This is a genomic window from Bradyrhizobium sp. JR4.3 (assembly GCF_040547695.1).
GTDB lineage: Bacteria > Pseudomonadota > Alphaproteobacteria > Rhizobiales > Xanthobacteraceae > Bradyrhizobium > Bradyrhizobium canariense.
Genome location: NZ_JBEPQF010000005.1, coordinates 283,740 through 308,375 on the forward strand (window position 1 = coordinate 283,740; position 24,636 = coordinate 308,375).

At 63.8% G+C, this 24,636-nt stretch carries 23 protein-coding genes; 18 read left to right on the top strand and 5 right to left on the bottom strand.

Annotated features, from left to right (window positions below):
* Positions 1–29 precede the first annotated feature (29 nt).
* The 5 genes from ABIB91_RS11770 to ABIB91_RS11790 all read left to right on the top strand — a co-directional run bounded on the left by ABIB91_RS11770 (position 30) and on the right by ABIB91_RS11790 (position 2,721).
* Positions 30–395, top strand: coding sequence for a nuclear transport factor 2 family protein (locus ABIB91_RS11770; protein ID WP_354168046.1), 366 nt, complete (start codon positions 30–32; stop codon positions 393–395).
* 78 nt (positions 396–473) lie between these two features.
* Complete coding sequence (locus tag ABIB91_RS11775; RefSeq protein WP_354168048.1) at positions 474–878, top strand: YciI family protein; 405 nt, start codon at positions 474–476, stop codon at positions 876–878.
* Positions 879–916: 38 nt separating this feature from the next.
* Positions 917–1,279 (top strand): YciI family protein, encoded by a 363-nt coding sequence (locus ABIB91_RS11780; protein WP_354168050.1) that lies wholly within the window; start codon positions 917–919, stop codon positions 1,277–1,279.
* 95 nt (positions 1,280–1,374) lie between these two features.
* Complete coding sequence (locus ABIB91_RS11785) at positions 1,375–2,115, top strand: TetR/AcrR family transcriptional regulator (protein ID WP_007596325.1); 741 nt, start codon at positions 1,375–1,377, stop codon at positions 2,113–2,115.
* 120 nt (positions 2,116–2,235) lie between these two features.
* On the top strand, positions 2,236–2,721 hold the full coding sequence (locus ABIB91_RS11790; protein WP_007596323.1) for a DUF2852 domain-containing protein: 486 nt from the start codon (positions 2,236–2,238) through the stop codon (positions 2,719–2,721).
* Between the two features lie 188 nt (positions 2,722–2,909).
* Here ABIB91_RS11790 and ABIB91_RS11795 read toward each other — a convergent pair whose 3' ends face one another.
* Positions 2,910–4,073 (bottom strand): acyl-CoA desaturase, encoded by a 1,164-nt coding sequence (locus tag ABIB91_RS11795; RefSeq protein ID WP_354168052.1) that lies wholly within the window; start codon positions 4,071–4,073, stop codon positions 2,910–2,912.
* Positions 4,074–4,390: 317 nt separating this feature from the next.
* On the opposite strand from ABIB91_RS11795, the gene ABIB91_RS11800 reads away from it, so the two are divergent.
* A complete protein-coding gene (locus tag ABIB91_RS11800; RefSeq protein WP_354168053.1) occupies positions 4,391–5,158 on the top strand; it encodes a serine acetyltransferase domain-containing protein in 768 nt (255 codons plus the stop codon).
* Positions 5,159–5,193: 35 nt separating this feature from the next.
* Here the strand turns inward: ABIB91_RS11800 and ABIB91_RS11805 are convergent, their stop codons facing one another.
* Positions 5,194–5,712 (bottom strand): DUF2231 domain-containing protein, encoded by a 519-nt coding sequence (locus ABIB91_RS11805; protein WP_007596320.1) that lies wholly within the window; start codon positions 5,710–5,712, stop codon positions 5,194–5,196.
* Between the two features lie 423 nt (positions 5,713–6,135).
* Between ABIB91_RS11805 and tolQ the strand changes: the two genes are divergently transcribed.
* The 11 genes from tolQ (at position 6,136) to ABIB91_RS11860 (ending at position 20,003) form a co-directional block, all read left to right on the top strand.
* The gene (gene tolQ, locus ABIB91_RS11810) at positions 6,136–6,852 is read left to right on the top strand and encodes a protein TolQ (RefSeq protein ID WP_007596319.1); all 717 of its coding nucleotides are present in this window, start codon (positions 6,136–6,138) and stop codon (positions 6,850–6,852) included.
* 43 nt (positions 6,853–6,895) lie between these two features.
* Positions 6,896–7,345 (top strand): protein TolR, encoded by a 450-nt coding sequence (tolR, locus tag ABIB91_RS11815; protein WP_018453789.1) that lies wholly within the window; start codon positions 6,896–6,898, stop codon positions 7,343–7,345.
* A 3-nt stretch (positions 7,346–7,348) separates the two neighbouring features.
* Complete coding sequence (gene tolA, locus ABIB91_RS11820) at positions 7,349–8,308, top strand: cell envelope integrity protein TolA (RefSeq protein ID WP_007596315.1); 960 nt, start codon at positions 7,349–7,351, stop codon at positions 8,306–8,308.
* Positions 8,309–8,349: 41 nt separating this feature from the next.
* A complete protein-coding gene (gene tolB, locus ABIB91_RS11825) occupies positions 8,350–9,696 on the top strand; it encodes a Tol-Pal system beta propeller repeat protein TolB (protein ID WP_007596313.1) in 1,347 nt (448 codons plus the stop codon).
* Between the two features lie 243 nt (positions 9,697–9,939).
* Entirely contained in the window at positions 9,940–12,270 is a 2,331-nt protein-coding gene (locus ABIB91_RS11830) for a putative bifunctional diguanylate cyclase/phosphodiesterase (protein ID WP_354168056.1), read from the top strand.
* A 165-nt stretch (positions 12,271–12,435) separates the two neighbouring features.
* On the top strand, positions 12,436–13,200 hold the full coding sequence (locus tag ABIB91_RS11835) for an N-acyl amino acid synthase FeeM domain-containing protein (RefSeq protein WP_007596306.1): 765 nt from the start codon (positions 12,436–12,438) through the stop codon (positions 13,198–13,200).
* A gap of 245 nt (positions 13,201–13,445) precedes the next feature.
* Positions 13,446–13,934, top strand: a complete 489-nt coding sequence (gene pal, locus ABIB91_RS11840; RefSeq protein WP_007596304.1) for a peptidoglycan-associated lipoprotein Pal — start codon at positions 13,446–13,448, stop codon at positions 13,932–13,934.
* A gap of 187 nt (positions 13,935–14,121) precedes the next feature.
* The gene (ybgF, locus tag ABIB91_RS11845; RefSeq protein ID WP_354168059.1) at positions 14,122–15,177 is read left to right on the top strand and encodes a tol-pal system protein YbgF; all 1,056 of its coding nucleotides are present in this window, start codon (positions 14,122–14,124) and stop codon (positions 15,175–15,177) included.
* Between the two features lie 76 nt (positions 15,178–15,253).
* Positions 15,254–16,309 (top strand): tRNA lysidine(34) synthetase TilS, encoded by a 1,056-nt coding sequence (gene tilS / locus ABIB91_RS11850; RefSeq protein WP_354168061.1) that lies wholly within the window; start codon positions 15,254–15,256, stop codon positions 16,307–16,309.
* Positions 16,310–16,577: 268 nt separating this feature from the next.
* Positions 16,578–18,500, top strand: coding sequence for an ATP-dependent zinc metalloprotease FtsH (gene ftsH / locus ABIB91_RS11855; protein WP_007596301.1), 1,923 nt, complete (start codon positions 16,578–16,580; stop codon positions 18,498–18,500).
* A 288-nt stretch (positions 18,501–18,788) separates the two neighbouring features.
* Positions 18,789–20,003 carry an ABC transporter substrate-binding protein gene (locus tag ABIB91_RS11860; RefSeq protein ID WP_354168093.1) on the top strand — a complete coding sequence of 405 codons (1,215 nt, stop codon included), beginning with the start codon at positions 18,789–18,791 and terminating at the stop codon, positions 20,001–20,003.
* 132 nt (positions 20,004–20,135) lie between these two features.
* Here ABIB91_RS11860 and ABIB91_RS11865 read toward each other — a convergent pair whose 3' ends face one another.
* Positions 20,136–21,386 (bottom strand): glycosyltransferase family 87 protein, encoded by a 1,251-nt coding sequence (locus tag ABIB91_RS11865; protein WP_354168064.1) that lies wholly within the window; start codon positions 21,384–21,386, stop codon positions 20,136–20,138.
* Positions 21,383–22,897, bottom strand: a complete 1,515-nt coding sequence (locus ABIB91_RS11870; protein ID WP_354168066.1) for a hypothetical protein — start codon at positions 22,895–22,897, stop codon at positions 21,383–21,385. Before ABIB91_RS11870 ends, ABIB91_RS11865 begins: the two co-directional genes overlap by 4 nt.
* 298 nt (positions 22,898–23,195) lie before the next feature.
* Between ABIB91_RS11870 and ABIB91_RS11875 the strand changes: the two genes are divergently transcribed.
* Positions 23,196–23,360 carry a Flp family type IVb pilin gene (locus ABIB91_RS11875; RefSeq protein WP_007596297.1) on the top strand — a complete coding sequence of 55 codons (165 nt, stop codon included), beginning with the start codon at positions 23,196–23,198 and terminating at the stop codon, positions 23,358–23,360.
* A gap of 236 nt (positions 23,361–23,596) precedes the next feature.
* On the opposite strand, the gene ABIB91_RS11880 is transcribed toward ABIB91_RS11875, so the two are convergent.
* Positions 23,597–24,580, bottom strand: coding sequence for a phosphatase PAP2 family protein (locus tag ABIB91_RS11880; RefSeq protein ID WP_219681697.1), 984 nt, complete (start codon positions 24,578–24,580; stop codon positions 23,597–23,599).
* Positions 24,581–24,636 lie beyond the last annotated feature (56 nt).

Genomic DNA, 24,636 nt, shown 5'->3' on the forward strand with positions numbered 1-24,636 from the left:
CCAGGGGATCATTGCCAGGGAGACCCGGAATGTCCAACGATCACGAGCGCCTGATTCGAGACCTTTTCGCCGCATATCTCGACAACGACCGGCAACGGGTCGCCGACGCGTTGGCGGACGATTTCCGCTTCACCAGCCCGTTCGACGACGACCTCGACAAGGCGGCCTATTTCGAGCGTTGCTGGAGGGACACCGGCTGGATTGCGCGGCACGACATCGAGCGGATTTTCGTCCAAGGTGACGAGGCCTTCGTCACCTATCTCTGCCTGGCGACAGATGGCAGGAGCTTTCGCAACACCGAGTTCTTCACCTTCGCCGGCGGCAAGGTTCGCCGCATCGAGGTTTATTTCGGCGCTGCCCGGCAGGACGGGCGTTTCCTGCCGCAGGCGCGCTAAATAATTGTCGCCACGCTGTCGGTTCCGTCAGGGTTCGCTCGTCTTGGGTAAGGGCGACTAAGCAAGCAAGGAACCTCCATGCGATTCATGATGCTGATGATCCCGCTCGGCTACGAGACCGCAGCGCCCGACGTTCAGCTCGATCCCGAGCGGGTCGCTGCGATGATGCGCTACAACGAGGTGCTGAACGACGCCGGCGTGCTGATCACGCTCGACGGCCTGCACCCGCCCTCGATGGGCGCGCGCGTCTCGTTTGCGGCCGGCAAGCCCATCGTGACCGATGGCCCGTTCGCCGAGGCCAAGGAGGTCCTGGGCGGGTACTGGATGATCGAGGTTGCATCGCGTGCCGAGGCGATCGCCTGGGCCAAGCGGTGTCCGGCCGCACCGAACGAAATCATCGAGATCCGTCAGGTGCAGGAGATGAGCGACTTTCCGCCTGACGTGCAGGAGGCCGCCGCCGGTTTCGGCGACCTCAAGAAATAGCCGCAGCTTTGTCTATCCATCAGCAAAGGAGAGAACCGATGAGCACCGATACCTATCTCGCCGTTTTCCTCGGCAGCAAGACCAGCTCCAAATGGGCCGCATGGGATGCGATGCCCGAGGCCGAGCGCAAGGCGAAGGAGCAGGAGGGCATGGCGGCCTGGAAGGGCTGGGTCGAAAAGCACCAAGGCGCGATCCAGGCCATGGGCGGGCCGCTCGGCAAGACCAAGAAGGTCGACGGCAAGGGCCTCGCCGACATCGCCAACGAGATGGGCGCCTTCACCGTGGTGCGTGCGGCCTCGCACGAAGCCGCGGCGAAGATGTTCGAAAAACACCCGCACTTCACGATCTTCCCCGGCGAACGCGTCGAGATCATGCCGGTGCTGCCGATCCCTGGCGGCTAGGGCTTCGGCCGCTGCCCCGGACCGGGGAGAATACGGGCTGATCAACCCGTCGCCGCTAGTGACCTTCCTGCCCAGCTCATGTAAAGGTCGTTCACATGAGCTGGCGCAAGGAGACGCGCCGCGCCGAGCGCGGCTATCACCACGGCAATCTGAAGGAAGCCCTGCTGCAGGCCGCCCTTGGATTGATCGCCGAGAAGGGCGCGGCCGGCTTCACCTTTGCCGATGCCGCGCGCATGGCCGGCGTCAGTGCGGCGGCACCGTACCGGCATTTTCGCGACCGTGACGAACTGCTGTCCTCGATCGCGCAGCGCGGTTTCGAGCAGTTCGAATCGCGCCTGACCGCGGCCTGGGACGACGGACGGCCCGACACCGTCACGGCGTTCGAGCGTGTCGGCAGGGCCTATCTCGCCTTCGCCCGCGAGGAGCCCGCGTTCTACAACGCGATGTTCGAATCGGGCGTGCCGGTGGATGTCAATCCGGCGCTACAGGCCGCTAGCGAGCGTGCTTTCAACGTCATTCGTGCCGCGGCGGAGCGGCTTGCCGCGCTGGCGCCGCCGGGCACGCCGCGGCCTCCGGCGATGATGATGGCGCTGCACATCTGGTCGATGGCGCATGGCGTGGCCTCGCTGTTCTCCCGCGGCGATGCCGCGCGTCGAAAGCTGCCGATGTCGCCGGACGAGCTGCTCGAAGCCGAGGTGCTGATTTATCTCCGCGGTCTCGGCTTCCCGACCGATCGCCGTCCTCCGGCGAAAAGCGCCGAGCCGCCGCCGGTGCCACCGGAGGCATCCTCCGGTTCCGGCGTGCCGCCCGGTGGTCCCTGGGGCAAGCCGAAATAAAGTTACCCAAATAATTGCCTCGCCCTGTCAGGCGGTCGGCTTGACAAAATCGCGGGATGATCTACCTATGTAAATGTTATTTACATTCACAACGGCGCTGATGCCGTCATGGAGAGGGAAATGGCCTACACCGCTGATGTCAATCGATGGCGCGGCCCTTCGGACCAACACTACGAGCGCCCCCACATGCTCAACACGCCCTGGCATCCCGGCTGGATCGCCGTGACCATCCTCGGCTTCATCATCTGGTGGCCGATCGGACTTGCCCTTCTCTTTTTCACACTCGGGAGCAGAAGAATGTCGTGCTGGAGCAACCAGGATCGCTGGCAGAACAAGATGGAGCGGATGCAGTACAAGATGGACCGTATGCGCGGCCGCATGGAGCGCCACGGTTTCGGCTTTGGCTTCGGCCCGCCCTCGAGCGGCAACCGCGCCTTTGACGAGTACCGCACCGAGACATTGCAGCGGCTCGAGGAAGAGCAGGTCGAGTTCAAGAACTTCCTCGACCGTCTGCGTCACGCCAAGGACAAGGAAGAGTTCGACCAGTTCATGGCGCAACACAAAACGCGCCCGACACCGCCGCCGACCGACCAGCAGCAGGGTTGATCTCAAGGTTGATCTCGAGACTGACGCTTCTCAAAGCCGTCAGGCGCATGCCCCCAAAGTCCTGATGGCCCCAAGCCGCCCGCCTGCGCAACCCGCAGGCGGGCGGTTTGGTTTTGGGAATGCGCGGCAGGCCGCCGCGACGTCCGGATTGCCTTGGTTTGGAAAAATCTTGTCCGCAGAGACCTTGCTCAGCGCGCCGTGGCGAGCTGCGCGCGAACCGACTCCAGGAAGTGTTCGTAGGCGTAGTCCACGATCTCGTTGAGTGATCGCGTACGCGCGAACATCGCCTTGGCCTCGGCGAGAAACTCCTCGCGGGTCGGGATCTTCGGCAAATGCAGATGCGTCAGTGCATCGACGCCTTCATGCGCGCGACTGAGGATGTCGTGCAGCGTCGGCAGTTGCAACTGGGCCAGATCGGCTCGGCGTAGCGCCGACGAGATCGCGTGCGCCAGGGTCTGCGCATCGAACCGTCCGGCAAGCTCGCGGGCCGCCCGGTTGATGACGCGTGCGCCGAGCGGCTGCTCGTTGCGCAGCACCTGCTCGGGCGGCGACTTCATGTTCCAGACGACGCCGAACCAGGACAGCACCTTCAGGATGTAATAGGTGACATCGATTTCCCACCAGCGAAAACCCTGCCGCACGCTGCTCTGGTAGGCGTGGTGATTGTTGTGCCAGCCCTCACCGAGGGTGAATAAGGCCAGCAGCCAATTGTTGCGGGAATCATCGCCGGTCACGTACCGCTTGCGTCCATGCACGTGGGCGAGGGAGTTGATACAGAAGGTCGCGTGATAGACCAGCACGGTGCTCCACAGGAAGCCGACGACGAGACCGGACCATCCGCCGACCAGGAAGCAGAGCGCAGCCAGCGTCACGGCCGGCAGGAGTTCCAGGCGATGCAGCCACATCAGCTCCGGATAGGCAGCGAAATCGCCGACTTTCACGAGGTCGGTGCCATCGTGCTCCCGGTAAAAAATCCAGCCGAGATGGCTATAGAGGAAGCCTCGGTGACGCGGCGAATGCACGTCGTCCTCGGTATCGGAATGCAGATGATGATGTCGATGCTTGGCCGCCCACCACAAAACGCTTTTTTGCGCGGTGCTTTGCGCAAGCCAGGCCAGGATGAACTGAAACACCCGGCCGGTCGCAAAAGCCCGATGGGAGAAATAGCGGTGGTAGCCCGCTCCGATCGCAAACATGCGCACGACATACAGCGAGGCGCAGATCGCGACGGCCTGCCAGGTAATGCCGGTCCAGATGGCGGCAACGCAGCCGAGATGAACCAGCAGGAACGGCAGGGCGGAGGGATACATGATGTCGTCGTGTTGGTCGTCGGCGGGGGCGTTGGGCGACATGTATTGGCGTGACCTTGGATGACAGAGATTCGAGTTTCGCTTCGGCAGCATTGAGGGCCGCTGTGTACGAAAAACCCGGCGATGGCGGACCACCGCGGGGTCTTGAACGAGGTGCTTGGACAACCCTGGCCCAAGGCGGCCGCACGCGGCAAAGTCAACCTGAGGCCATAGCTTCGACCGCGAACTCGACGGCCTATATATGATCCAGGCCGCTTGGCATGCAAGCTCGTAGCGTCACGGGGTCCGTGGCGCGCGGGCTGCCGACGGTTTATATCCGACAGTGAAAAGGAAGCGTCAAAATACCGCAGGCAGCAACGATGGCGGAAGCGGCGATGACGGCGAGCGATACCCTCTGGCAGAAGATCCGCGACGAGGCGCAGCGCGCAGCGGCAGCCGACCCCATATTCGGCAAGGCTCTTGTCGGACTCATCCTCGTCCATGACGATTTTACCGCCGCACTGTCCGACCTGATCGGACGCCGGCTTGGCGACAGCGAGGCCGAACGCGAGCGCTTCACGACGTTTTCCCGCGACGCCTTCCATGGCCAGCCGGATCTGATCGAGGTGGCCGGCTGCGACTTGCAAGCCATCGTTCTCCGCGATCCCGCCATCACCGGACTGTTGGCGCCGCTGCTGCATTTCAAGGGCTACGTCGCCTTGCAGGCATGGCGCGTCTCGAACTGGCTCTGGCATCACGACTATCGCGACGCGGCGCTGCTGTTTCAGAACGAGGCCTCCAACGTCCTGCAGGTCAGCATTCATCCGGCGGCGAGCTTGGGATTATCGGTGTATCTCGACCACGCCACCGGCATCGTGATCGGTGCAGATGTGGCGATCGGCGACGACGCCACCATCCTTCAGAACGTCAGCATCGGTCGTGGCACGGAACTGCCGGCGCGCTCGCCTCGCATCGGTCGCGGCGTCTTCATCGGCTCCGGCGCCACAATTCTCGGCAACGTCAGGATCGGCGCTTGTGCGAAGATCGGCGCCGACACCGTCGTGACGAGCGACGTGCCCCCGGGCTGCACCGCAATCGGCAATCCGGCGCGGCTGACCAATTGCCCCGAACCCGCCTCGGCGGCCTGACTCGCCCTCACGTCATCAAGCGACGTACTCCTCGTTCAGGCGGCGCGGCGGCGGCTCTCGCCGCCATGATGCGGGGTGACCGGTTCCGAACTGGTCTGGCCCGGCGCGTCCAGCACCGCGACATGATGCCGGTAGACCATTTCCCAGCCTTTCCATCCCGTGAACAGGAGGATGCCGACCACGATCAGCGAGAGCACCACGCCCCACGGCTTGACCGCAGCCTCCGCGCCTTGCGCGTAGCGGAGGTAGAAATTGATCGCAGCCAGCACCACCGCCACGAGATTGCCGATCATGTGATACCAGGCATCGTTGAGGCTGCGGATACGGGCGTCGCTGAAGAAGTCGGTGAATCCTGCCACGGCAGCAACGAGCGCCATCACGATGCCGGCGCCGATCAGCCACATGGCGGCTCTGGCCCAGAAGCCGTCGCCGGTTCCGATGAAGGCGAGATCGGCGATGGGCGCGCCGACCAGGAAGGCGACGGGGAACGGGATGATCATGGGGTGGAGCGGATGATCGCCGATGGCGGCGGTCGTCTTGGGGTTGACGCTCATGGCAAAACCTCGCGAGAAGTGATTTTCCAGACAATTTTTCGGGCGAGGGCTGGTTCCTCCGACGTGATGTCAGCAACAGCCGGGGCCGGCAGCTTGCCAACCGCCTGCGCCCGCTCGCTTTCCGGCAGCCAAATCCGCCCGCGGTAACCCAGCATTAACCATCGCCGGGCTCTGGTAATTGCGGACAATCGCGCCCAAAGCCTGAAGTCTGAGCCTTGGGGTCGGGCCCATAGTTTTGACATCTTGGCAGGGAATGCAGGCGGCTGGCTTTGGACGAGCCCTGCACCCCAGAAAGACGAGGCTTTGAGCGGGCTTGCCGGCCGCGCCGGTTCTAGCGCGGCTATTGGGGAACCGGCGGCCATTTGCTGGCCGGGACATTAGGTCGGGACATCAGGTAACGATCGCCTTGAGAGGATACTGCTTATGAATCCGGCCGACGTGGCTCAGTCAGCCCTTCCGGTTGCCGCTTCCGCGGACGTGTCGCTGATCGCGCTGTTCTGGCAGGCTCACTGGATCGTGAAAGCGGTGATGCTGGGGCTGCTCGCCTGCTCGGTCTGGGTCTGGGCGATCGCCATCGACAAGATCTTCCTGTTTGCCCGCACCCGCCGCTCGATGGACCGTTTCGAGCAGGCTTTCTGGTCCGGCGAGTCGATCGAGGACCTCTATCGCACGCTCTCGGCCAAGCCGACGCATTCCATGGCGGCCTGCTTCGTCGCGGCGATGCGCGAGTGGAAGCGTTCGTTCGAGAGCCAGGCCCGCTCGGTCGCAGGCCTTCAGATGCGCATCGACAAGGTCATGAATGTCTCGATCGCTCGCGAGGTCGAGCGGCTGGAACGCAGGCTACTGGTGCTAGCCACCGTCGGCTCCGCCGGCCCCTTCGTCGGCCTGTTCGGCACCGTCTGGGGCATCATGTCGAGCTTCCAGTCGATCGCGGCGTCGAAAAATACCTCTCTGGCGGTGGTGGCCCCTGGTATCGCGGAGGCGCTGTTTGCGACCGCCGTCGGCCTTATCGCCGCCATTCCTGCCACTATTTTCTACAATAAGTTCACCTCCGAGGTGAACCGGCAGGCCCAGCGCCTCGAAGGCTTCGCCGATGAATTTTCAGCCATCCTGTCGCGCCAGATCGACGAGCGGGGCTGACGGACGGCATGTATAGTGTGAAGGGCAATTTGGGCACCAGACCATGGGCATGAACGTCGCGAGTTCGTCCGGAGGCGGTGGGCGCCGTGGCCGGCGTAAGCCGGTCGTGGCCGAAATCAACGTCACGCCGATGGTGGACGTGATGCTGGTGCTGCTCATCATCTTCATGGTGTCGGCGCCAATGCTGACGGTCGGCGTGCCGCTCGACCTGCCGCAGACCCAGGCCAAGAGCCTCGAAAACAACGACCAGAAGCCGATCCAGATGTCGGTCGACATCAAGGGCAAGGTGTTCATCAACGACGCCGAGATCGCGATCAACGAACTGATCCCCAAGCTGAAGGCGATCACGGACGCGCGCGGCGGGCTCGAGGAGCGCATCTATCTGCGTGCCGACAAGAAGGCGGATTACGGGACGGTGGCCAAGGTCATGGGCCAGTTGTCCGGCGCAGGCTTCAAGAAGCTGGCGCTCGTCACGGAAGCGGATCAGGGGTAGACCGTGAAGGTGAAGGTCGACAAGACACTCGTTGCGTCGATTGCCCTCCACGTCCTCGTGCTGGGATGGGGGCTCGTCACCTTTAGCAGCAGGGCTTTCGTTCCGGCCGAAGAGTCGCTGCCGATCGACATCATCTCCACCGACCAGCTCGCGCAGATGATGTCGGGGCAGAAGACCGGCGACAAGAAAGAGCCGAAGCCGAAGGTCGAGAAGATCGCGGAAGCCAAGCCCGAGGAAGACGCCGTCGGCAAGGTCACCGAGAAGAAAGAGCTGATCAAGACCAACTCGACGCCCGAACCGCCGCCAAAACCCGTCGAGAAGCCGGTCGAGAAGAAGCCCGAGCCGCCCAAGCCCGTCGCCGAGGCGAAGCCCAAAGAAGAACCGAAGCCGCCGGAAAAAAAGCCTGACCCGGCCAAGGAAGATCCGATCGCCGAGCTCCAGAAAAAGCTCGAAACCAAGAAGCCGCCGCCCAAGCCGCCGGAGCAGAAGGTCGCAGCGGTGCAGCCGCAGCAGGTGCCGAAGCCCAAGGAGCGCAGCTTCGATCCCGCGCAGATCCAGCGCGATCTCGACAAGCGCGCGGCGACCCGGCACGAACTCGCCGGCTCGACGCTGAATGCGTCGGCCTCGCTGGGATCGACGAGCGGAACGGCCGCCAACAACATTGCGACCTGGCGGGGGGCGTTCCAGGGAGCGGTGAAGCGCTGCTTCACGCCGACCTATAACGGGCAGGATGCAGATCAATACGAAGCCGACATCGACATTCCCATGAAGATCGACGGATCGCTCGCGTCCGAGCCGATCGTCGTCGCGGTGAGGGGGCCGTCGCGGTCGATCGCACAGGCGGTGGCGGAGAGTGCCAGACGCGCCATCGTGCAGTGTCAGGTCTATTCGTTCATGCCGAAGCAGCAATACGAGAGCTGGAAGCTCATTCCGATGACTTTCGGCCTGAAAGACATGTTGTGACATCCGAACAAAAGAATTTTGCGATGAATGACGTCCGCTCGATGAACCGCCGCCGCTTCATGACCCTGACCGGATCGACGCTCGCGATGCTCGGAGGCGGGCAGGCCTTCGCCCAGCAGCCGCAGGGACGCCTTCGCATCGATCCCACCGAGTTTCGGCCGATTCCGATCGCGATCACCAACTTCGTGCCCGGCTCGCCCGCCGACGGCGACGTCGGCAACGGCGTCACGCAGGTCATCACCAACAATCTGAAACGCTCGGGCCTGTTCGCGCCGGTCGACCAGGCCGCCTTCATCGAGCGCATCAGCAACATCGACGTCGCGCCGCAATTCGAGAACTGGAAGACGCTCAACGCACAGGCCCTCGTCACCGGCCGCATGACGCGGCAGCCGGACGGGCGCCTCAAGGCCGAATTCCGCTTGTGGGATGTGGTCACCGGCCAGCAGCTCGCCGGCCAGCAATATTTCACCTCGCCGGAATATTGGCGCCGCATCGCCCACATCATCTCCGACCAGATCTATGAGAAGCTGACCGGCGAGAAGGGCTATTTCGACAGCCGCGTGGTGTTCGTCGACGAGACCGGGCCGAAGGAGCGCCGCGTCAAGCGGCTCGCGATGATGGACCAGGACGGCGCCAATGTGCGCTATCTGACCCGCGGCTCCGACCTCGTGCTGACGCCGCGCTTCTCGCCGAACTCGCAAGAGATCACCTACATGGAGTTCGGGCAGGGCGATCCGAAGGTCTACCTGTTCAACATCGAGACCGGCCAGCGCGAGATCGTCGGCAACTTCCCGGGCATGACCTTTGCCCCGAGGTTCTCGCCGGACGGCCAGCGCGTCATCATGAGCCTGCAGCAGGGCGGCAATTCCAACCTGTTCGTGATGGATCTGCGCTCGCGCTCGACCACGCGCCTCACCGACACGCCCGCGATCGACACCTCTCCGTCCTACTCCCCGGACGGCGCCCGCATCTGCTTCGAGTCCGATCGCGGCGGCAGATCGCAGATCTATGTCATGGCCGCGGGCGGCGGAGCGGCGCAGCGCATCTCCTTCTCCAAGGACGACAACAACGCCACCTATTCGACGCCGGTGTGGTCGCCGCGCGGCGATTACATCGCCTTCACCAGGCAAGGTGGCGGGCAGTTCTCGATCGGCGTCATGAAGCCGGACGGCTCCGGCGAACGGCTTCTCACCTCCGGCTACCACAACGAAGGCCCGACCTTCTCGCCGAACGGCCGCGTGCTGATGTTCTTCCGCGATCCCGGCGGCAGCGGCGGGCCATCGCTGTTCTCGGTCGACATCTCGGGCCGCAACGAGCTGAAGGTGCCGACGCCGGGCTTCGCCTCCGACCCCGCATGGTCGCCGCTATTGTCCTCGACATCGGGCTAGCCGCCCGTCCTCGATGCGCAATGATTTGACCGCGCGCCTTTTTCGAAAACTTGGCGCGATGTTTCCCCGCGATAATTGTTCTTTAAGGTTGCACTCGGCAAACTTTTCCCATGGGTTTGTTTCTATTGATGTATTTCGACTGTTGCTCGTTCAAAACAACTCGACTTTAACGATATTCCCTCAGAAAGACTTCATACCGGATCGGTAAAACTGCGCTCCAGACAGGACGCGCGTAAACACCAGATGCAGTTTGCAAGTCAGAGCGGAGAGCCGGAACAGCGGCCGCCGAAAACTTCGGCGGCGCAAATCGATTCGCTGTTCGAAGCGCCTGGTCCGTTGCTGGCCGGACTCATTTTCGTGTCGATCGGTGCGGCCCTGACCGCGCTGAGGACGGGCGAGCCTCTGATCTGGGCGTGCGTCGCACTTCTTGTCCTGGCCGGGACTGCGCGGGCGATCGACCTGCGCCTCTATCAGGCACGTCAGTCGGTCATGACCATCGAGGCGGCAGCACGCTGGCAGAAGCGCTATCAGATCGGGGCAAAGATCCAGGCGGCTGCGATCGGCATCTGGTGCGCCACCGCCCTGCTGGCCACGGACGACGCTGTGGCCCACATGATCGCCTTGTCGGTCACCACCGGAATCGCGGCGGGCGGCGCGGGCAGGGCATATGGCCGGCCTGCGATCTTCCACCTCCAGGCCGTGCTGATTTTCGGTCCGGCCGTGCTTGCCTTGGCACTGCGTGGAACGCCCTACTACATCGCGATGGCGCTGGTCAGCGCCGCGTTCCTGATGGCGATCATGCAGCTCTCGGTGAATCTGCACCGAATCTTCATGGGAGCGGTCGTGGCACGGGAGCGTGAAGCCGCGCTCGCCGGCCAGTTCGATACGGCGCTGAACAACATGCCGCACGGCCTCTGCATGTTCCGCGTCGACGGACAGCTGGCGGTCATGAACCACCGCTTCGGCGCAATGATGAATCTGCCGGAAGGTCTGGCGCAACGCGGCGTCAACGCGCGTGACATCGTCGCGGCATGCGTCAGCGCCGGATCCATCTCGGCTGGGAGCGGCGAGCGGATCGTCACGGACATCGAGAGTTCGCAAGCCAAGGAGATCATCACAGCCGATCCCGATACGCAGCGAAACAGGTCGTTGTCCTGGACTGTCCAGCCGATGGCTGACGGTGGCGCGGTGGTGCTGCTCGAGGACATTACCGACCGTCGCAGCGCCGAGGCCAAGATCACGCATCTGGCGCGCTACGACGACCTCACCGCGCTTCCCAACCGCGTTCATTTCCGCGACGAGATCGAAAGGCTGCTGGCGATCTCGCACGACGCCGAGCGCCTGTCCGCGCTGCTGTTCGTCGACCTCGACCAGTTCAAGCAGGTCAACGACACGCTCGGCCATCCCTGCGGCGACCAGCTGCTGTGCGCGGTCGCCAACCGTCTGCGCGAGATGCTGCGCCCCGAGGATTTCGTCGCCCGCTTCGGCGGTGACGAATTCGTCGTGTTCCAGGAGAACATCTCCTCGCCCGAGGACGCCGCTGCGCTGGCGCGCCGGATCGTCGAGCGGCTGAGCGAGCGTTACCGCATCGACAATCATCTGGTCGAGATCGGCGCCAGCGTCGGCATCGCGTTGACCGCGCCGGAGGGCATCAGCGCGGACACGCTGCTCAAGAACGCCGACATGGCGCTGTACCGGGCCAAGGCCGACGGTCGCGGCACCTTCTGCTTCTTCCGCGACGAGATGGCGGCGACCGTCGAGGCGCGCCGCATCCTCGAGCTCGATCTGCGCAAGGCGCTCGCCAACGAGGAGTTCGAGCTGTTCTACCAGCCGCTGGTCAATCTGAAGTCCGGCAAGATCACGACTTGCGAGGCGCTGCTGCGCTGGAATCATCCGGTGCGCGGCACGGTCTCGCCGGTCGACATTATCCCGGTCGCCGAGGACATGGGGCTGATCGTCGATCTCGGCCGCTGGATCCTGCGCCGCGCCTGCATGGAATGCATGAAATGGCCGGAGGGTGTCAGCGTCGCCGTCAACTTCTCGCCGCAGCAATTCCACCAGCGCGACGTCTTGAGCGAAATCCGCTACGCGCTCGAGGTTTCGGGGCTGCCGGCGCATCGGCTGGAGATCGAGATCACCGAATCCTCGCTGTTGCGCAACACCCAGCTCACGCACGACATCCTGTCGCAATTGCATGCGATCGGCGTGGGCATTTCGCTGGATGATTTCGGCACCGGCTATTCGAGCCTCAGCTACCTGCACAATTTCCCGATGCAGAAGGTGAAGATCGACCGCTCCTTCCTCGAAGGCATCGATGCCGACCGGCCGCTGACGCTGCTGCGCGGCGTGGCGCGGCTGTCGGCCGATCTCGGCATGGCCGTCGTGGTCGAGGGCATCGAGACCAATGATCAGCTCGAGCTGATCAGCGCCGACGGCACCGTGACCGAAGGGCAGGGCTATCTGTTCAGCCGGCCGGTGCCGGCAGTCCGGATTCGCCAATTGCTCAATGCCTCGCATGGCCGTCGCGGGGCTGAGGACCAGATCGTCATGGTGTCCTCGCGATCGATCGCCTGATCTTTCGCTGCCCCACTTCTTCAACGCCCTTGGCTCTCGTTCGCGCCCCGTGTTTTTGCGGGCCGCAAAGGTTAACCCTAACGTTTCTAAGCCTTTGCAATTCCGTTAATGAACCATTAATCTCGTCACACTCGCAGAAGTTGCTTTGGAGTGTAGGGGTACTGGATGACGTCTGGGGCTGAACCGCAAACGGTGCTCCTTCCGCGGGGAGCCGCTCTGTTTGACCGCATCGATTACCGCCTGATCGAAACTCCTGAGGACCGAGACAACCTCTATCTGATGCGGTACCGGGCCTATCTGCACGCCGGACTGATCGAGCCGTCGGAGTCGCGGCGCGTGACCGATCGCTTCGACGATGCGCCCAACACCTGGAATTTCGGGGTCTATGTCGATGGAGAGCTCTGCAGCTCCGTTCGCATTCACGTCCTGACGTCCGACTGGCGAATGTCCTACACGACCGAAGTGTTTGGCGACGTCCTGCATCCCCGGCTCGACCGCGGCGAAGTCCTCATCGATCCGTGCCGGTTTGTTGCCGATCCCGAAAAGCACCAGCGTTTTCCGGAGCTGCCCTATCTGACGGTGCGGCTGGCTTTTGTGGCTTGCGATCATTTCAACGCCGATACCGGGCTGGCCATGATCCGGACCGATCATCAGGCGTTCTATCGTCGCATCTTCCTGCACGAGACCATTTCACCGGAGCCACGCGGGTTTCCGGGCTGGCCCACCAAGAAGGCCGTGCTGATGGCGTCCGATTTCCGCAACCAGCGGGAAAAGGTTTTGACGCGCTTTCCGATCATGCGCTCCAGCGCTTTTGAGCGGCGCATGTTGTTTCAACGCAGCGGCCCGCGCCAGGCGGCCCCGCGCCCGGTGTCGCTCGCCACGCAGCGGACGCCGGACGTAGCGGCCTCGGCAACGGGTTCTGCCCGCTAGGCGCTAGGGTCTCCACACGACGAGCCTAAAATTCCAGCAAAGCCCGCGGTTTTTGCCGGTCGGCGCGGCTTGCCTTCACCATCGCGCCACATTTACAACCCATTAACCATGACCGTTGCTTTTCGCTGGTTGGGGGCATTTGACCGGCTGTGGCAAGGTTCCATCAAGGTTGACGGAACGTTCGCTTAACCAACCCCCTGTAGACCGGACAGCAGTGGACGAAACGTGAGCGTGGAGGCTCCGGAATGAAACATCCTATGCGCATCCTCCAGGGATTGAAGCTGGCCGCGGTGCTTGCCGTCGCGTTGTCGATGGGGGCCTGTGCCAACAAGAACGCTGCCACGGATGCGATGGCCAACGCGGCGACGCCGGGCAGCCAGCAAGACTTCGTCGTCAATGTCGGCGACCGCGTGTTCTTCGAAAGCGACCAGACCGATCTGACCCCGCAGGCGATCGTGACCCTGGAGAAGCAGGCGCAGTGGCTCCAGAGCTATCCGCGCTACAGCTTCACCGTCGAAGGTCATGCCGACGAACGCGGCACCCGCGAATACAATATCGCGCTCGGCGCCCGCCGTGCCCAGTCGGTCCGTTCGTTCCTCGCCTCGCGCGGCATCGATCCGAACCGCATGCGAACGATCTCGTACGGCAAGGAGCGGCCGGTGGCCGTTTGCAACGACATCTCCTGCTGGTCGCAGAACCGCCGCGCCGTCACCGTGCTGAACGCGAGCTCCTGACGATCGGTCAGGCGCCGTTCATCTTCAGAAACCGATTATGCCGGCGCCCTCTTGGGCGCCGGTTTCGTTTCAGCGATCTGTGACAGAAACCCGTTTGTTACAGTCACAGTTTTGGCGTACTCCCCTTCAATGTGTGGCGCGTCGAATGTTCGGTCGCAGGCCATTTCGCTTTCGTCGTCAGGGCAAGATGTCATCCAGATTTAAGGTTTTCACCGGCACCGTGGCGATCGCCGCGCTGCTCTCTTTGTGCTCGCCCGCCCTCGCACAATCGGACGATGCAGATCCCGAGATGCGGATCGAGCGGCTGGAGAATCAGCTGCGCCAGCTCACCGGCCAGAACGAAGAGCTGCAATATCGCAACCGCCAGCTCGAAGAGCGGCTGCGAGCGCTCGAGGGCGGCGCGCAAGCTGCACCCGGCCAGGCGCCGGTCCAGCCCAATGTCGCGGCCATGCCGCCCGCGCAAGCCTCGCCGGCCTATCGCCAGCCGCCGCACCAGCAGGCGGCCCAGCCGAATTACGAGCAGCCGCAGATCGCCTCTCCCGCGCCGATCGTTCAGGAGCAGCCTGCGCCCGGCGCGCCGGGCACGCGCCGCCGCGGAGATGCCTTCGACCCGAACCAGAGCCCGAATGCGCCGGGTGCGCCACGCGCGCTCGGCGGCGGGCAGCAACCGATGCCCGCAGGTGCCCCGAGCGGCGCGCCCGGTGGCCGTGGCGCTGGCGAACCGCTCGATCTCGCCAACAGCAGCCCCCGCTATCCGCAAGCGGCCGCGCCTCAGGCCGCGCAGCCCGGCTATCCGCCGGCCCCATCCGGCTCTCCCGCGCCAGCAGGCGCCCCGGCGCTGACGACGCTGCCGCCCTCGGCCACGCCGCGCGACGAATTCGACCTCGGCATCGGCTACATGCAGCGCAAGGACTATGCGCTGGCCGAGCAGACCATGAAGAATTTCTCGCAGAAATATCCGAGCGACCCGCTGCTCGGCGACGCGCAATACTGGCTCGGCGAGAGCTATTTCCAGCGCCAGCAATATCGCGACTCCGCGGAAGCCTTCCTCGCCGTCACCACCAAATACGACAAATCCGCCAAGGCGCCGGACGCCCTGCTGCGGCTCGGCCAGTCGCTGGCGGCGCTGAAGGAGAAGGAGGCCGCCTGCGCCGCCTTCGGCGAAGTCGGCCGCAAATATCCGCGCGCTTCCGCCGGCGTCAAAGCCGCGGTCGACCGCGAGCAGAAGCGGGTGAAGTGCTGACTGGCGGCGATTGATCCTGACAAGATTGATGGCGCTGCGCTAAACATTCGGTCCATCCGCGGACGATTGCAGCGCCATGTCTGACGACGATAATTCACCGATCTCGGCGCGTGAAGCCAAGCGCCTCTTCGCAGGCCTGAAAGGCGCGCGGGGACTGTTGCTCGCGGTCTCCGGCGGGCCCGACTCGGTGGCGCTGATGTGGCTTGCGGCGCGCTGGCACCGCAGCCTCGCGCGCGGCCCGCGTCTCACCGTCGTCACCATCGACCACGGCTTGCGGGCGGAAGCGGCGCGCGAGGCGCGCGAGGTCAAGCATCTCGCGACCGGGCTTGGCTTGCCGCACCGGACGGTGCGCTGGCGCGGGGCAAAGCCGAAAACGGGACTGCCGGCCGCCGCGCGCGAAGCCCGCTACCGCCTGCTCACGCAGGCCGCGCGCAAGGCCGGTGCGAGCCACGTGCTGACCGCCCACACCCGAGACGACCAGGCCGAGACCCTGTTGATGCGGCTTGTCCGCGGCAGCGGATTAGCCGGGCTGTCGGCGATGGCCCGTCTCACCGAGCGCGACGGCGTCGTCCTTGCGCGTCCATTGCTCGACGTTCCGAAGTCGCAGCTGATCGCGACCTTGAAGCGGGCGAAGATCGGCTTTGCCGACGATCCCACCAACCACGACGCTGCCTTCACCCGGCCGCGGCTGCGTGCGCTGCTGCCGCAGCTCGCGGCCGAGGGCGGTGATGCCCGCAGCCTGGCTCGGCTCGCGGCAAGGCTGGCGCGCGCCAATGCGGCCGTCGAGGTGCTGACCGATGGAGCCGAGCGCTTCCTCCGTTTGCGGGATCGCGGCGATGCGCCGCAGGCCGGCGTTCGAAGCTTCGAGGCCCCCGTGTTTGCCGCCCTGCCGGAGGAGGTCCGGCTGCGGATCCTGCTGCGGGCCATCAACGCGTTCGGGCATGAGGGACCGGCGGAACTCGGCAAGGCCGAATCTCTCCTGGCCGTGCTCGATCAGGCCATGGCGGCGGGAAGTACGGCTGCAAATGGCCGGCCGGTGCTGAAGCAGACCCTTGCGGGAGCCTTGATCAGCCTTGCTGGGGGGCGTATCCACATCGCGCCGGCGCCGGCGCGGCGGCGCAAGGAGAGCTAAGCCGCGGACCATGACACCAGCCGTTTCGGCGGCGCGGCGTCAGGTCACCTTAACCAGGCGGGAAAAACCCCTGTCCGGGCGCCATTATTTCAGCGGGAATCGCTCTAAGATGGGATAAATAGTCCCATCTCGTTCCCTTGGCAGCGACCGGGGCGGCACCTAAATTGTAATGCGTCTAACCGAGAGGATTCCTTGGGATTTCCTCGTACGGCTTAAAGTAACTGCCCGAGGATCAGGCCGCGATCCGCGCGACCACGAAGGAAGATCGATGAACGCCAATCTGCGCAATTTCGCCCTCTGGGTCATCATTGTCCTGCTGCTGTTGGCGTTGTTCACGCTCTTCCAGAATCCGGGTCAGCGCGCCTCCTCGCAGGACATCGCCTTCTCCCAGCTCTTGAGCGAGGTTGATCGCGGCAATGTGCGCGACGTCGTGATCCAGGGGCCGGACATTCACGGCACCTTCACCAACGGCTCGAGCTTCCAGACCTATGCCCCGAGCGACCCGACGCTCGTGAAGCGCCTCTATGACAGCAAGGTGCAGATCACCGCGAAGCCGCCCGGCGACAACGTGCCGTGGTTCGTCTCGCTGCTGGTCTCCTGGCTGCCCTTCATCGCGCTGATCGGCGTGTGGATCTTCCTGTCGCGGCAGATGCAGGGCGGCGCCGGCAAGGCAATGGGCTTCGGCAAGTCGCGCGCAAAAATGCTGACTGAAGCGCATGGCCGCGTCACCTTCGAGGACGTCGCGGGCGTCGACGAGGCCAAGCAGGACCTGCAGGAGATCGTCGAATTCCTGCGCGACCCCGGCAAATTCCAGCGCCTCGGCGGCCGCATTCCGCGCGGCGTGCTGCTGGTCGGCCCTCCCGGCACCGGCAAGACCCTGATCGCGCGTGCGGTCGCGGGCGAAGCCAACGTGCCGTTCTTCACCATTTCGGGTTCTGACTTCGTCGAGATGTTCGTCGGCGTTGGCGCTTCCCGCGTCCGCGACATGTTCGAGCAGGCCAAAAAGAACGCGCCCTGCATCATCTTCATCGACGAAATCGACGCCGTCGGTCGTCACCGTGGCGCCGGCCTCGGCGGCGGCAATGACGAGCGCGAGCAGACGCTGAACCAGTTGCTGGTCGAGATGGACGGCTTCGAGGCCAACGAGGGCGTGATCCTGATCGCCGCGACCAACCGTCCCGACGTGCTCGACCCCGCGCTGCTGCGTCCCGGCCGCTTCGACCGTCAGGTCGTGGTGCCCAACCCGGACGTCGTCGGCCGCGAGCAGATCCTCAAGGTCCACGTCCGCAAGGTGCCGCTGGCGCCCGATATCAACCTCAAGACCATCGCGCGCGGCACCCCGGGCTTCTCCGGCGCCGACCTGATGAACCTCGTCAACGAAGCTGCGCTCACCGCCGCCCGCCGCAACAAGCGGATGGTGACCCAGGCCGAGTTCGAGGAAGCCAAGGACAAGGTGATGATGGGCGCCGAACGCAAGTCGCTCGTCATGACCGAGGAAGAGAAGCTTCTGACGGCCTATCACGAGGGCGGCCACGCCATCGTCGGCCTCAACGTCGTCGCGACCGATCCGATCCACAAGGCGACCATCATTCCGCGCGGTCGTGCGCTGGGTATGGTCATGCAGCTGCCCGAGCGCGACAAGCTGTCGATGTCGCTGGAACAGATGACATCGCGCCTTGCCATCATGATGGGTGGCCGCGTCGCCGAAGAGCTGATCTTCGGCCGCGAGAAGGTGACTTCGGGTGCGTCGTCGGACATCGAGCAGGCGACGCGTCTTGCGCGCATGATGGTGACGCGCTGGGGCCTGTCCGAGGCGCTCGGCACCGTGTCCTACGGCGAGAACCAGGACGAGGTTTTCTTGGGCATGTCGGTGTCGCGCACCCAGAACGCATCGGAAGCGACGGTTCAGAAGATCGACACCGAGATCCGGCGCTTCGTCGAAGAAGGCTACAACGAAGCAACGCGTATTCTCACCGAGAAGCGCGCCGATCTCGAAGCTCTCGCCAAGGGTCTGCTCGAATTCGAGACGCTTTCCGGCGACGAAATCATCGACCTGCTCAAGGGCAAGAAGCCGAACCGCGAATCCGTGCTCGAGCCGACCACGCCGCGCGCCTCGGCCGTGCCGCCGGCCGGCAAGTCGCGTCCGCGGCCCGATCCGGATCCCGGCCTGGAGCCGCAGCCGCAGGCGTAATCGCGTACGGCAGATAGAATTGAAAAACGCGGCGGAAACGCCGCGTTTTTTGTTGGGTGATGCTTTTCGAACGTGGCAGCTGAGCATCTCGCGACGAACAGGTAGGTGCGCAAAGCCGCCCTTGCGCAGTGCCGACCATCTATGGGGCGCCGCAGTTGGGGCACCCTTACCTTTGCTCGCTCTCCGATCCCCGCGACTCATAGCGATTGGAGTCTGCGGTGAAGTCGTGGCATGCTCTTCCCAATTAAGGCGCGGCTCGACCGCGCAGACAAAGGGGAGGGCAAGCCGATGCGCTTTGCGAGGGCATTGGGCGCGCTTGGCGCCGTTTCGTCCCTGATAGTCTCATTCCCGTCCGCTCCATCCGCCGCCGCCGAAATGCGCGGCGTCACCGCGACCGAGATCAAGATCGGCCAGACCATGCCCTACAGCGGGCCGGTGTCGGCCTTCGGGGCGCTCGGCAAGGGCGAGGTCGGCTATTTCAAGATGCTGAACGAGAAGGGCGGCATCAACGGCCGCAAGGTCAATCTGATCTCGCTCGACGACAGCTATGCGCCGCCCAAATCGGTCGAGCAGACCCGCAGGCTGGTGGAGAGCGACGAGGTCGCGCTGATCTTCTCCTCGATCGGTACCGCCCACAACACGGCGATCGCGAAATACCTCCAGTCCAGGAACGTGCCGCAGCTCTTCATCGGCTCCGGCGCCTCGAAATTCGCCGACGTCGCGCAATATCCGCAGGCGACGATGGGCGTGCAGGCGCCGTTCCGCTACGAAGCGCGGCTCTATGCGCGTTATGCGCTGGCGAAGAATCCGAACGCGAAGTTCGCCGTTATCTCGCAGAACGACGATTACGGCCGCGATTATCTCGCCGGGCTGAAGGACGTGCTCGGCGAGAAATACGATACAGTGGTTACCGGCGCGACCTACGAAATCCAGGACCCGACCATCGATTCCCAGATCGTGAAGCTCAAGGCGTCGGGCGCCGATGTATTCGTGATCGCGGCGACCCCAAAATTCGCGGCGCAAGCGATCCGCAAATCCTTCGAGATCGGCTGGCGACCCATGACGTTCCTGTCAAACGTTGCGGTGTGGGTTTCGACGGTGATGGAGCCTGCGGGACTGGAAGCCGGCACCGGCATCCTCTCCACCGCTTACGTGAAGGACCCCGACGATCCCGCCTGGAAGGACGATTCCGGCGTCATGGGCTGGCGCGAGTTCATGACCAAATATTTGCCGGAGGCCGACCAGCACGACACCAATTATGTCAACGCCTACAACAGTGCGATGGCGCTGGAGGCTGTGCTGAAAGCCTGCGGCAATGATCTGTCGACCGAGAACATCCTCAAGCAGGCTTTTGCAATTCGCGATCTCGAATTGCCGATGCTGCTGCCCGGCATCAAGGTCAACACCGGCACGACCGACCATGTCCCGGTCGACCAGATGCAGTTCATGCGCTTCAACGGCAAGAGCTGGGATAGATTCGGCGAACTGCAGACGGGCAATTGATGATTGATCGGGCCGATGCGAGTCCAGAACTCGGATCATCTTTCCCTACCGATAAGTCCGATCTGCCCGCGAATGCATGTCCTGTCCGCTACTCATCACTTCGGCGTCCCCATCGCCAGCCGCAGATTGGATTCAGGAATGCGGCGACATTGCCGGCTCGCCAGACCCTGCCGGACCGCGCAACGCGCCGAAGACGATGCCAATGAGAGCGACGATGAGGAGCGGCGATAGTCGTCCCGCCGGAATATACACCGCCGGGCTGAGCAACGGCACCATCCAGATGCCGAGCCCGATCAGCCAGTCGCGAAAGCGTGGAGCATCGATCGATGCGGCAAGCCACAGCACGACGGCGACCGTCAGCAGCGTCGCGTCATAAGGGCCCGAATGCGGGGCCGCCAGCACGGTTGCCGCAAGCAGTACGATCAGCTTGTTGTTGGTGCTGAGCGAGGAGCGAAAGGCCGCGAACGTCGCCGCCGAGCTCGAAAGGATCGCGGCCAGCTGAAGGATGGAGGCCAGCCGCTCCGGCAGGCCCAGCAGCATTGCGCAGGCCCACACGCTGTGACCCCAGATGCGGCCATAGGCGAGCCATTTCGCGTCGGGGTTGACCAGATTGTTGTATGCCTGCGGTATCCACCAAAGCCACAATTCGACGCCAAAAATCATGGCACTTGCAGCCGCCAATGCGAATGCCGAGCATGCAGCAGCGCACAGGCTGCCATAACGGCGCGACCCCACCAGCGCGAGCGGGACGAGCAGGAAGAATTGCGGCTTGAAACTCAGCAGCCCGAGAATTGCCCCGGCCAGGAGCGGTCGTGATCCGAGCAGCCTGACACCCGTGACCAGCAGTGCGGCAACGAGAAAAGCGCATTGTCCATCGGCCAGGTTGAGAGATGCCGATGGCGAGACCAGCACGGCCGCGATGATGTAGGGCGTCAGTTGCGGCTGATCGGCCCGGTTGCGAAGCGCCCAGGCCAGGAAGCCTGCGGTCGCGGCCTGGAATGCGACATAGGAGCCGATGAAGCCAAGCGGCGCGAATGGCAGCAGCAGAACGAGGAAGCCGGGCGGATAGAACCATGGACGGAACTCCAGAGGCACCGTGAGCCATGATGCCAACGACTGGTTGAGATAGGCCGTGAACGCCTCACCGTCGATGACCAGCGCAAGATTGCCGGCGAGCAACGATCTGACGGCGCCGTAAAACACCATCCAGTCGGTGCCGGGCGCGACGTGGTTCAGCCCGATCCAACCGGGATGGGTGAAGGTGGAGATCAGGACGCCCCAGCCGAAGAGCGTTGCGATCGAAAACGCTGGCAACATCACGAGGGGAATTCCGATCCAGCGGCGCGATGGACCGGATATCTGCTGTTGAGCGGACGCGCTCACTTGACGGCTTCCTTCGAGGACTCCTCTTCCGGCGTCGCCCCGGCCTCTGCGCCGCCGCTTCGCACGTGGATCACGGCGATGTTGTCGGCGTAGAGCCGCTTCCAGCCCTTGATGTGGTCCAGCACCTGGGCGGCCGGCGCGTCCGCGACCATGAGCGTGGCGTCGATCTTGTACGCGTCGAGGAGCCGCGTCAGGGTGTCGAGCTTCTTGAGCTCCACGGCCTTGAAGACGTCCATGGCGAAGGTTTCGCCGTAGAGCTCGGCGCGGCCGTCGATGAAGACAGGGATGTCGCGCGAGATCAGATAGCCGCCGAACTGGTAGGCGTTGAAGATGCGCTGCGCCTGGCGTTTCTCGAGCAGATCGACGGCAGCGACCGGTGTCTGATCCATCGTGAAGGTGAAGCGGTGATGCGCCATGTAAAGTGAGGTCGAGGTCCAGCCGGCGGCCACGATCATCAGCGCACCGGTTGCGGTGACGTAGCGGGCGGCCCAACTCTCGCCGCCCTGCGTGCCAGGCTGTAGCAGCGCAGTCCGTTCGCCGAGGGGCTTGGCCAGCACCAGCGGTACCAGGAAGGCAAAGGCCTCGATGCTCCTGACGTGGGTGAGCGCCATCCAGGTCAGAAGCAGGATCAGAAGAATACGCGGCGGCGAGAGCGTCAGGCCGCGATACAGCCCGATCGCAATCAGGCCGAACAGCGCGCCTTCGAATGCGTTGAAGGATGCGAAGCTCGCGGGCGACCATTCGGAGATGACCGTCAGCAACTCGCCGAGATTGAGGATGTTGATCGCGCCGAGCAATGTGCGCCAGCCATAGGGCGTGACGCAGCTTGCGGCGAGTGCCGCAACACCGAACAGGAACCAGCGCGACAGCAGCCGGACCTGCTTGCTGGACTCCATGCCCCAGAGCGCCACAAACGACATCGGGCCGATCAGCGCCAGGCCCAGCACGAAGCCGCCATGCAGGTTCGACCACAGCGACATCAGCGGCAGCCAGTACCATGACGGGGCGCCCTTGCGGTCGGCTGCGGCCATCAACACGCCGACCCACGCGATCATCACGGGCAGCGCCAGCATATGCGGCCGCGCCAGAATATGGTGCAGCGATAGCAACAGCGCGAACATCGCGAACAGGACCGCGCGCGGAATTTCCAGATGGGCCTCGAGCAGACCGACCAGGATCGCCGCCGACAATGCGACAGCAAGTGCGGTGAGGATCACCGGGCCGGCCCAGTCCCATTGCGCGTAGGAGAGAGCGAACAGCACCTGCGACAACCACGAAGTCGAAACCCAGGGCGCCCCCGGCCGGGTGAAGGAATAGAAGTCGGTGTAGGGAAGCGCGTGGTGATCGAGGATCCATTGCCCGATCTTGATCTGCCAGAGCGAGTCGGAGTCCTGAAGCAGCGTGTCGCCGACATACAGGAAGAAGAGATAGGCGCCCGCACCGACGCACAGCGGCACCAGCGCTCGCGCACGACTCTGCACCGTGATGCTGTTGGCAAAGGAAAGGGACATGCCGCCTCGTCGTCCTGGTGTTTTTGTCGTTGTGCCGAGCGATCGACATTGGACCATGGCGGTCATAATTCCGGGTAAACCGGCGGTGCCGGGCCGGCTTGATGTCTCGACAATTTAACGGATCGTTTTAGATTTCGGTTTACCATCGGCGAATACATGCAAACCGCTCTGTGTTTCCGCAGTCGAATTAACTGCGGCGCAATTCTTTGCCACTACGTTTGGTTCCATGGTCAAGCGGCGCTGGGAAGCCAAAAAGACCAGATCAGTTGTAGCCTCGTGTACTCATTTGGAGCTCTTTATGAAGAACCTCGTTGCGCGTTTCGCGAAAGATGAATCCGGCGCCACCGCCATTGAATACGGTCTGATCGCCGCCGGCATCGCGCTGGCGATCATCACTGTCATCAACAGCCTGGGCACCACGTTGAACGCCAAGTTCACCTCGATCTCGAGCAGCCTCAAGTAAGGCTGGACTCATCGCGAACTGAGAGAGCTCCGTCGTTGACGGGGCTCTTTTTCTTTTGGTCGACGATTTCCTGGTCTGGGACATCGTGAAGCCGTAGCAAGCTTGTAGGACGGCAAAGCGTCCGCCTCAGCTCCAAGAGCGCAGGCGGAAACGTTCCCGCTGTCGAGAACATCGAACATTGAAAGTTGCTGATGGGCACAGCGCTACGCGCGGCCCCCTCGGTAACTTGCCGCCCGTCATTCCGCGAGGCCGGGCTGCCAGACCGCCGACGGCGCAGGCGCGGCAGACGTTTGCCGCGCGCGGCCGTGCCATTCGAGATAGAATTTCGCCGCCCAGATCGACGCTGCGGCGACTGCGATTCCGCCGGCGACGTCGATGATGTAGTGCGCGCCGATCACTGGTGTCGCCGCGATCATCAGCAGATTCAGCGCGGCCGCGATGCCGCCGAGGCCGCGCACCGGCCACAGCGCCCACATGTAGAGCACGGCGGATGCGGCGTGGAAGCTCGGAAACGAGACGATGCCGGCGAGAAAGAACAACCGGAGCTCGTGCAGGCTACCGTCGCGAAGCGCGAGGATGTCGCGCAACTGCCCGGCATAGACCGCGGTGTTGATTTCGGGAAAATGCGCGGCGGACAGCTGCAGCCCCCAATAGGTGCCGATCGCGGGCACGATGGCGGAGATCGCGATGGTGACCGCGAGCGCGAGGCTCATCGCGAGCATGAACAATTGCAGCCGCATATAGCGCGCCGTCAGTGCCAGCACGACGGGAATGCCGAGCAGCGGCAATTTGATCAGCCCGTATCCGCGAGCCAGGCTGTCCGCGAGCCAGGGATGGTCGTTGACGTAGCGCGCGATCGGTTCGGGATCGAGGCCGAGTGCACGGTCGATCGCAAGCAGTGCTTGGTCCTGCAGTGGCCAGTTCAGCTTGGCCGCGACATAGCTGAGCGGTCCGACGATGGCGCAAGTGAGAATGATCTGTCCGATCGTTCCGAGCGAAAACAGCAACTTCGGGTCGGCAAGCTCGCCTTTGAGGATGCGGTGGCCATAGGCCAGCGCGAGCAGGAGTGCAGCGACTGCCAGCGTCACGCCGTAGGCGACCGGTTCGAGGCTCAGGCCAGTGAAGGGGAGGCCCAGCGCCAGCAGGCTGCCCATGGCTGCGATGGGAAGCCAGTTCAGGTGGAAGAGCTGCCAGGCGGTCCGGGCGTCCGTGTCGACCATGCTGCACCGAGGTGGGATCGCAATACCGCAGCACAGTCGCGGAGCAGGTTTAAGAT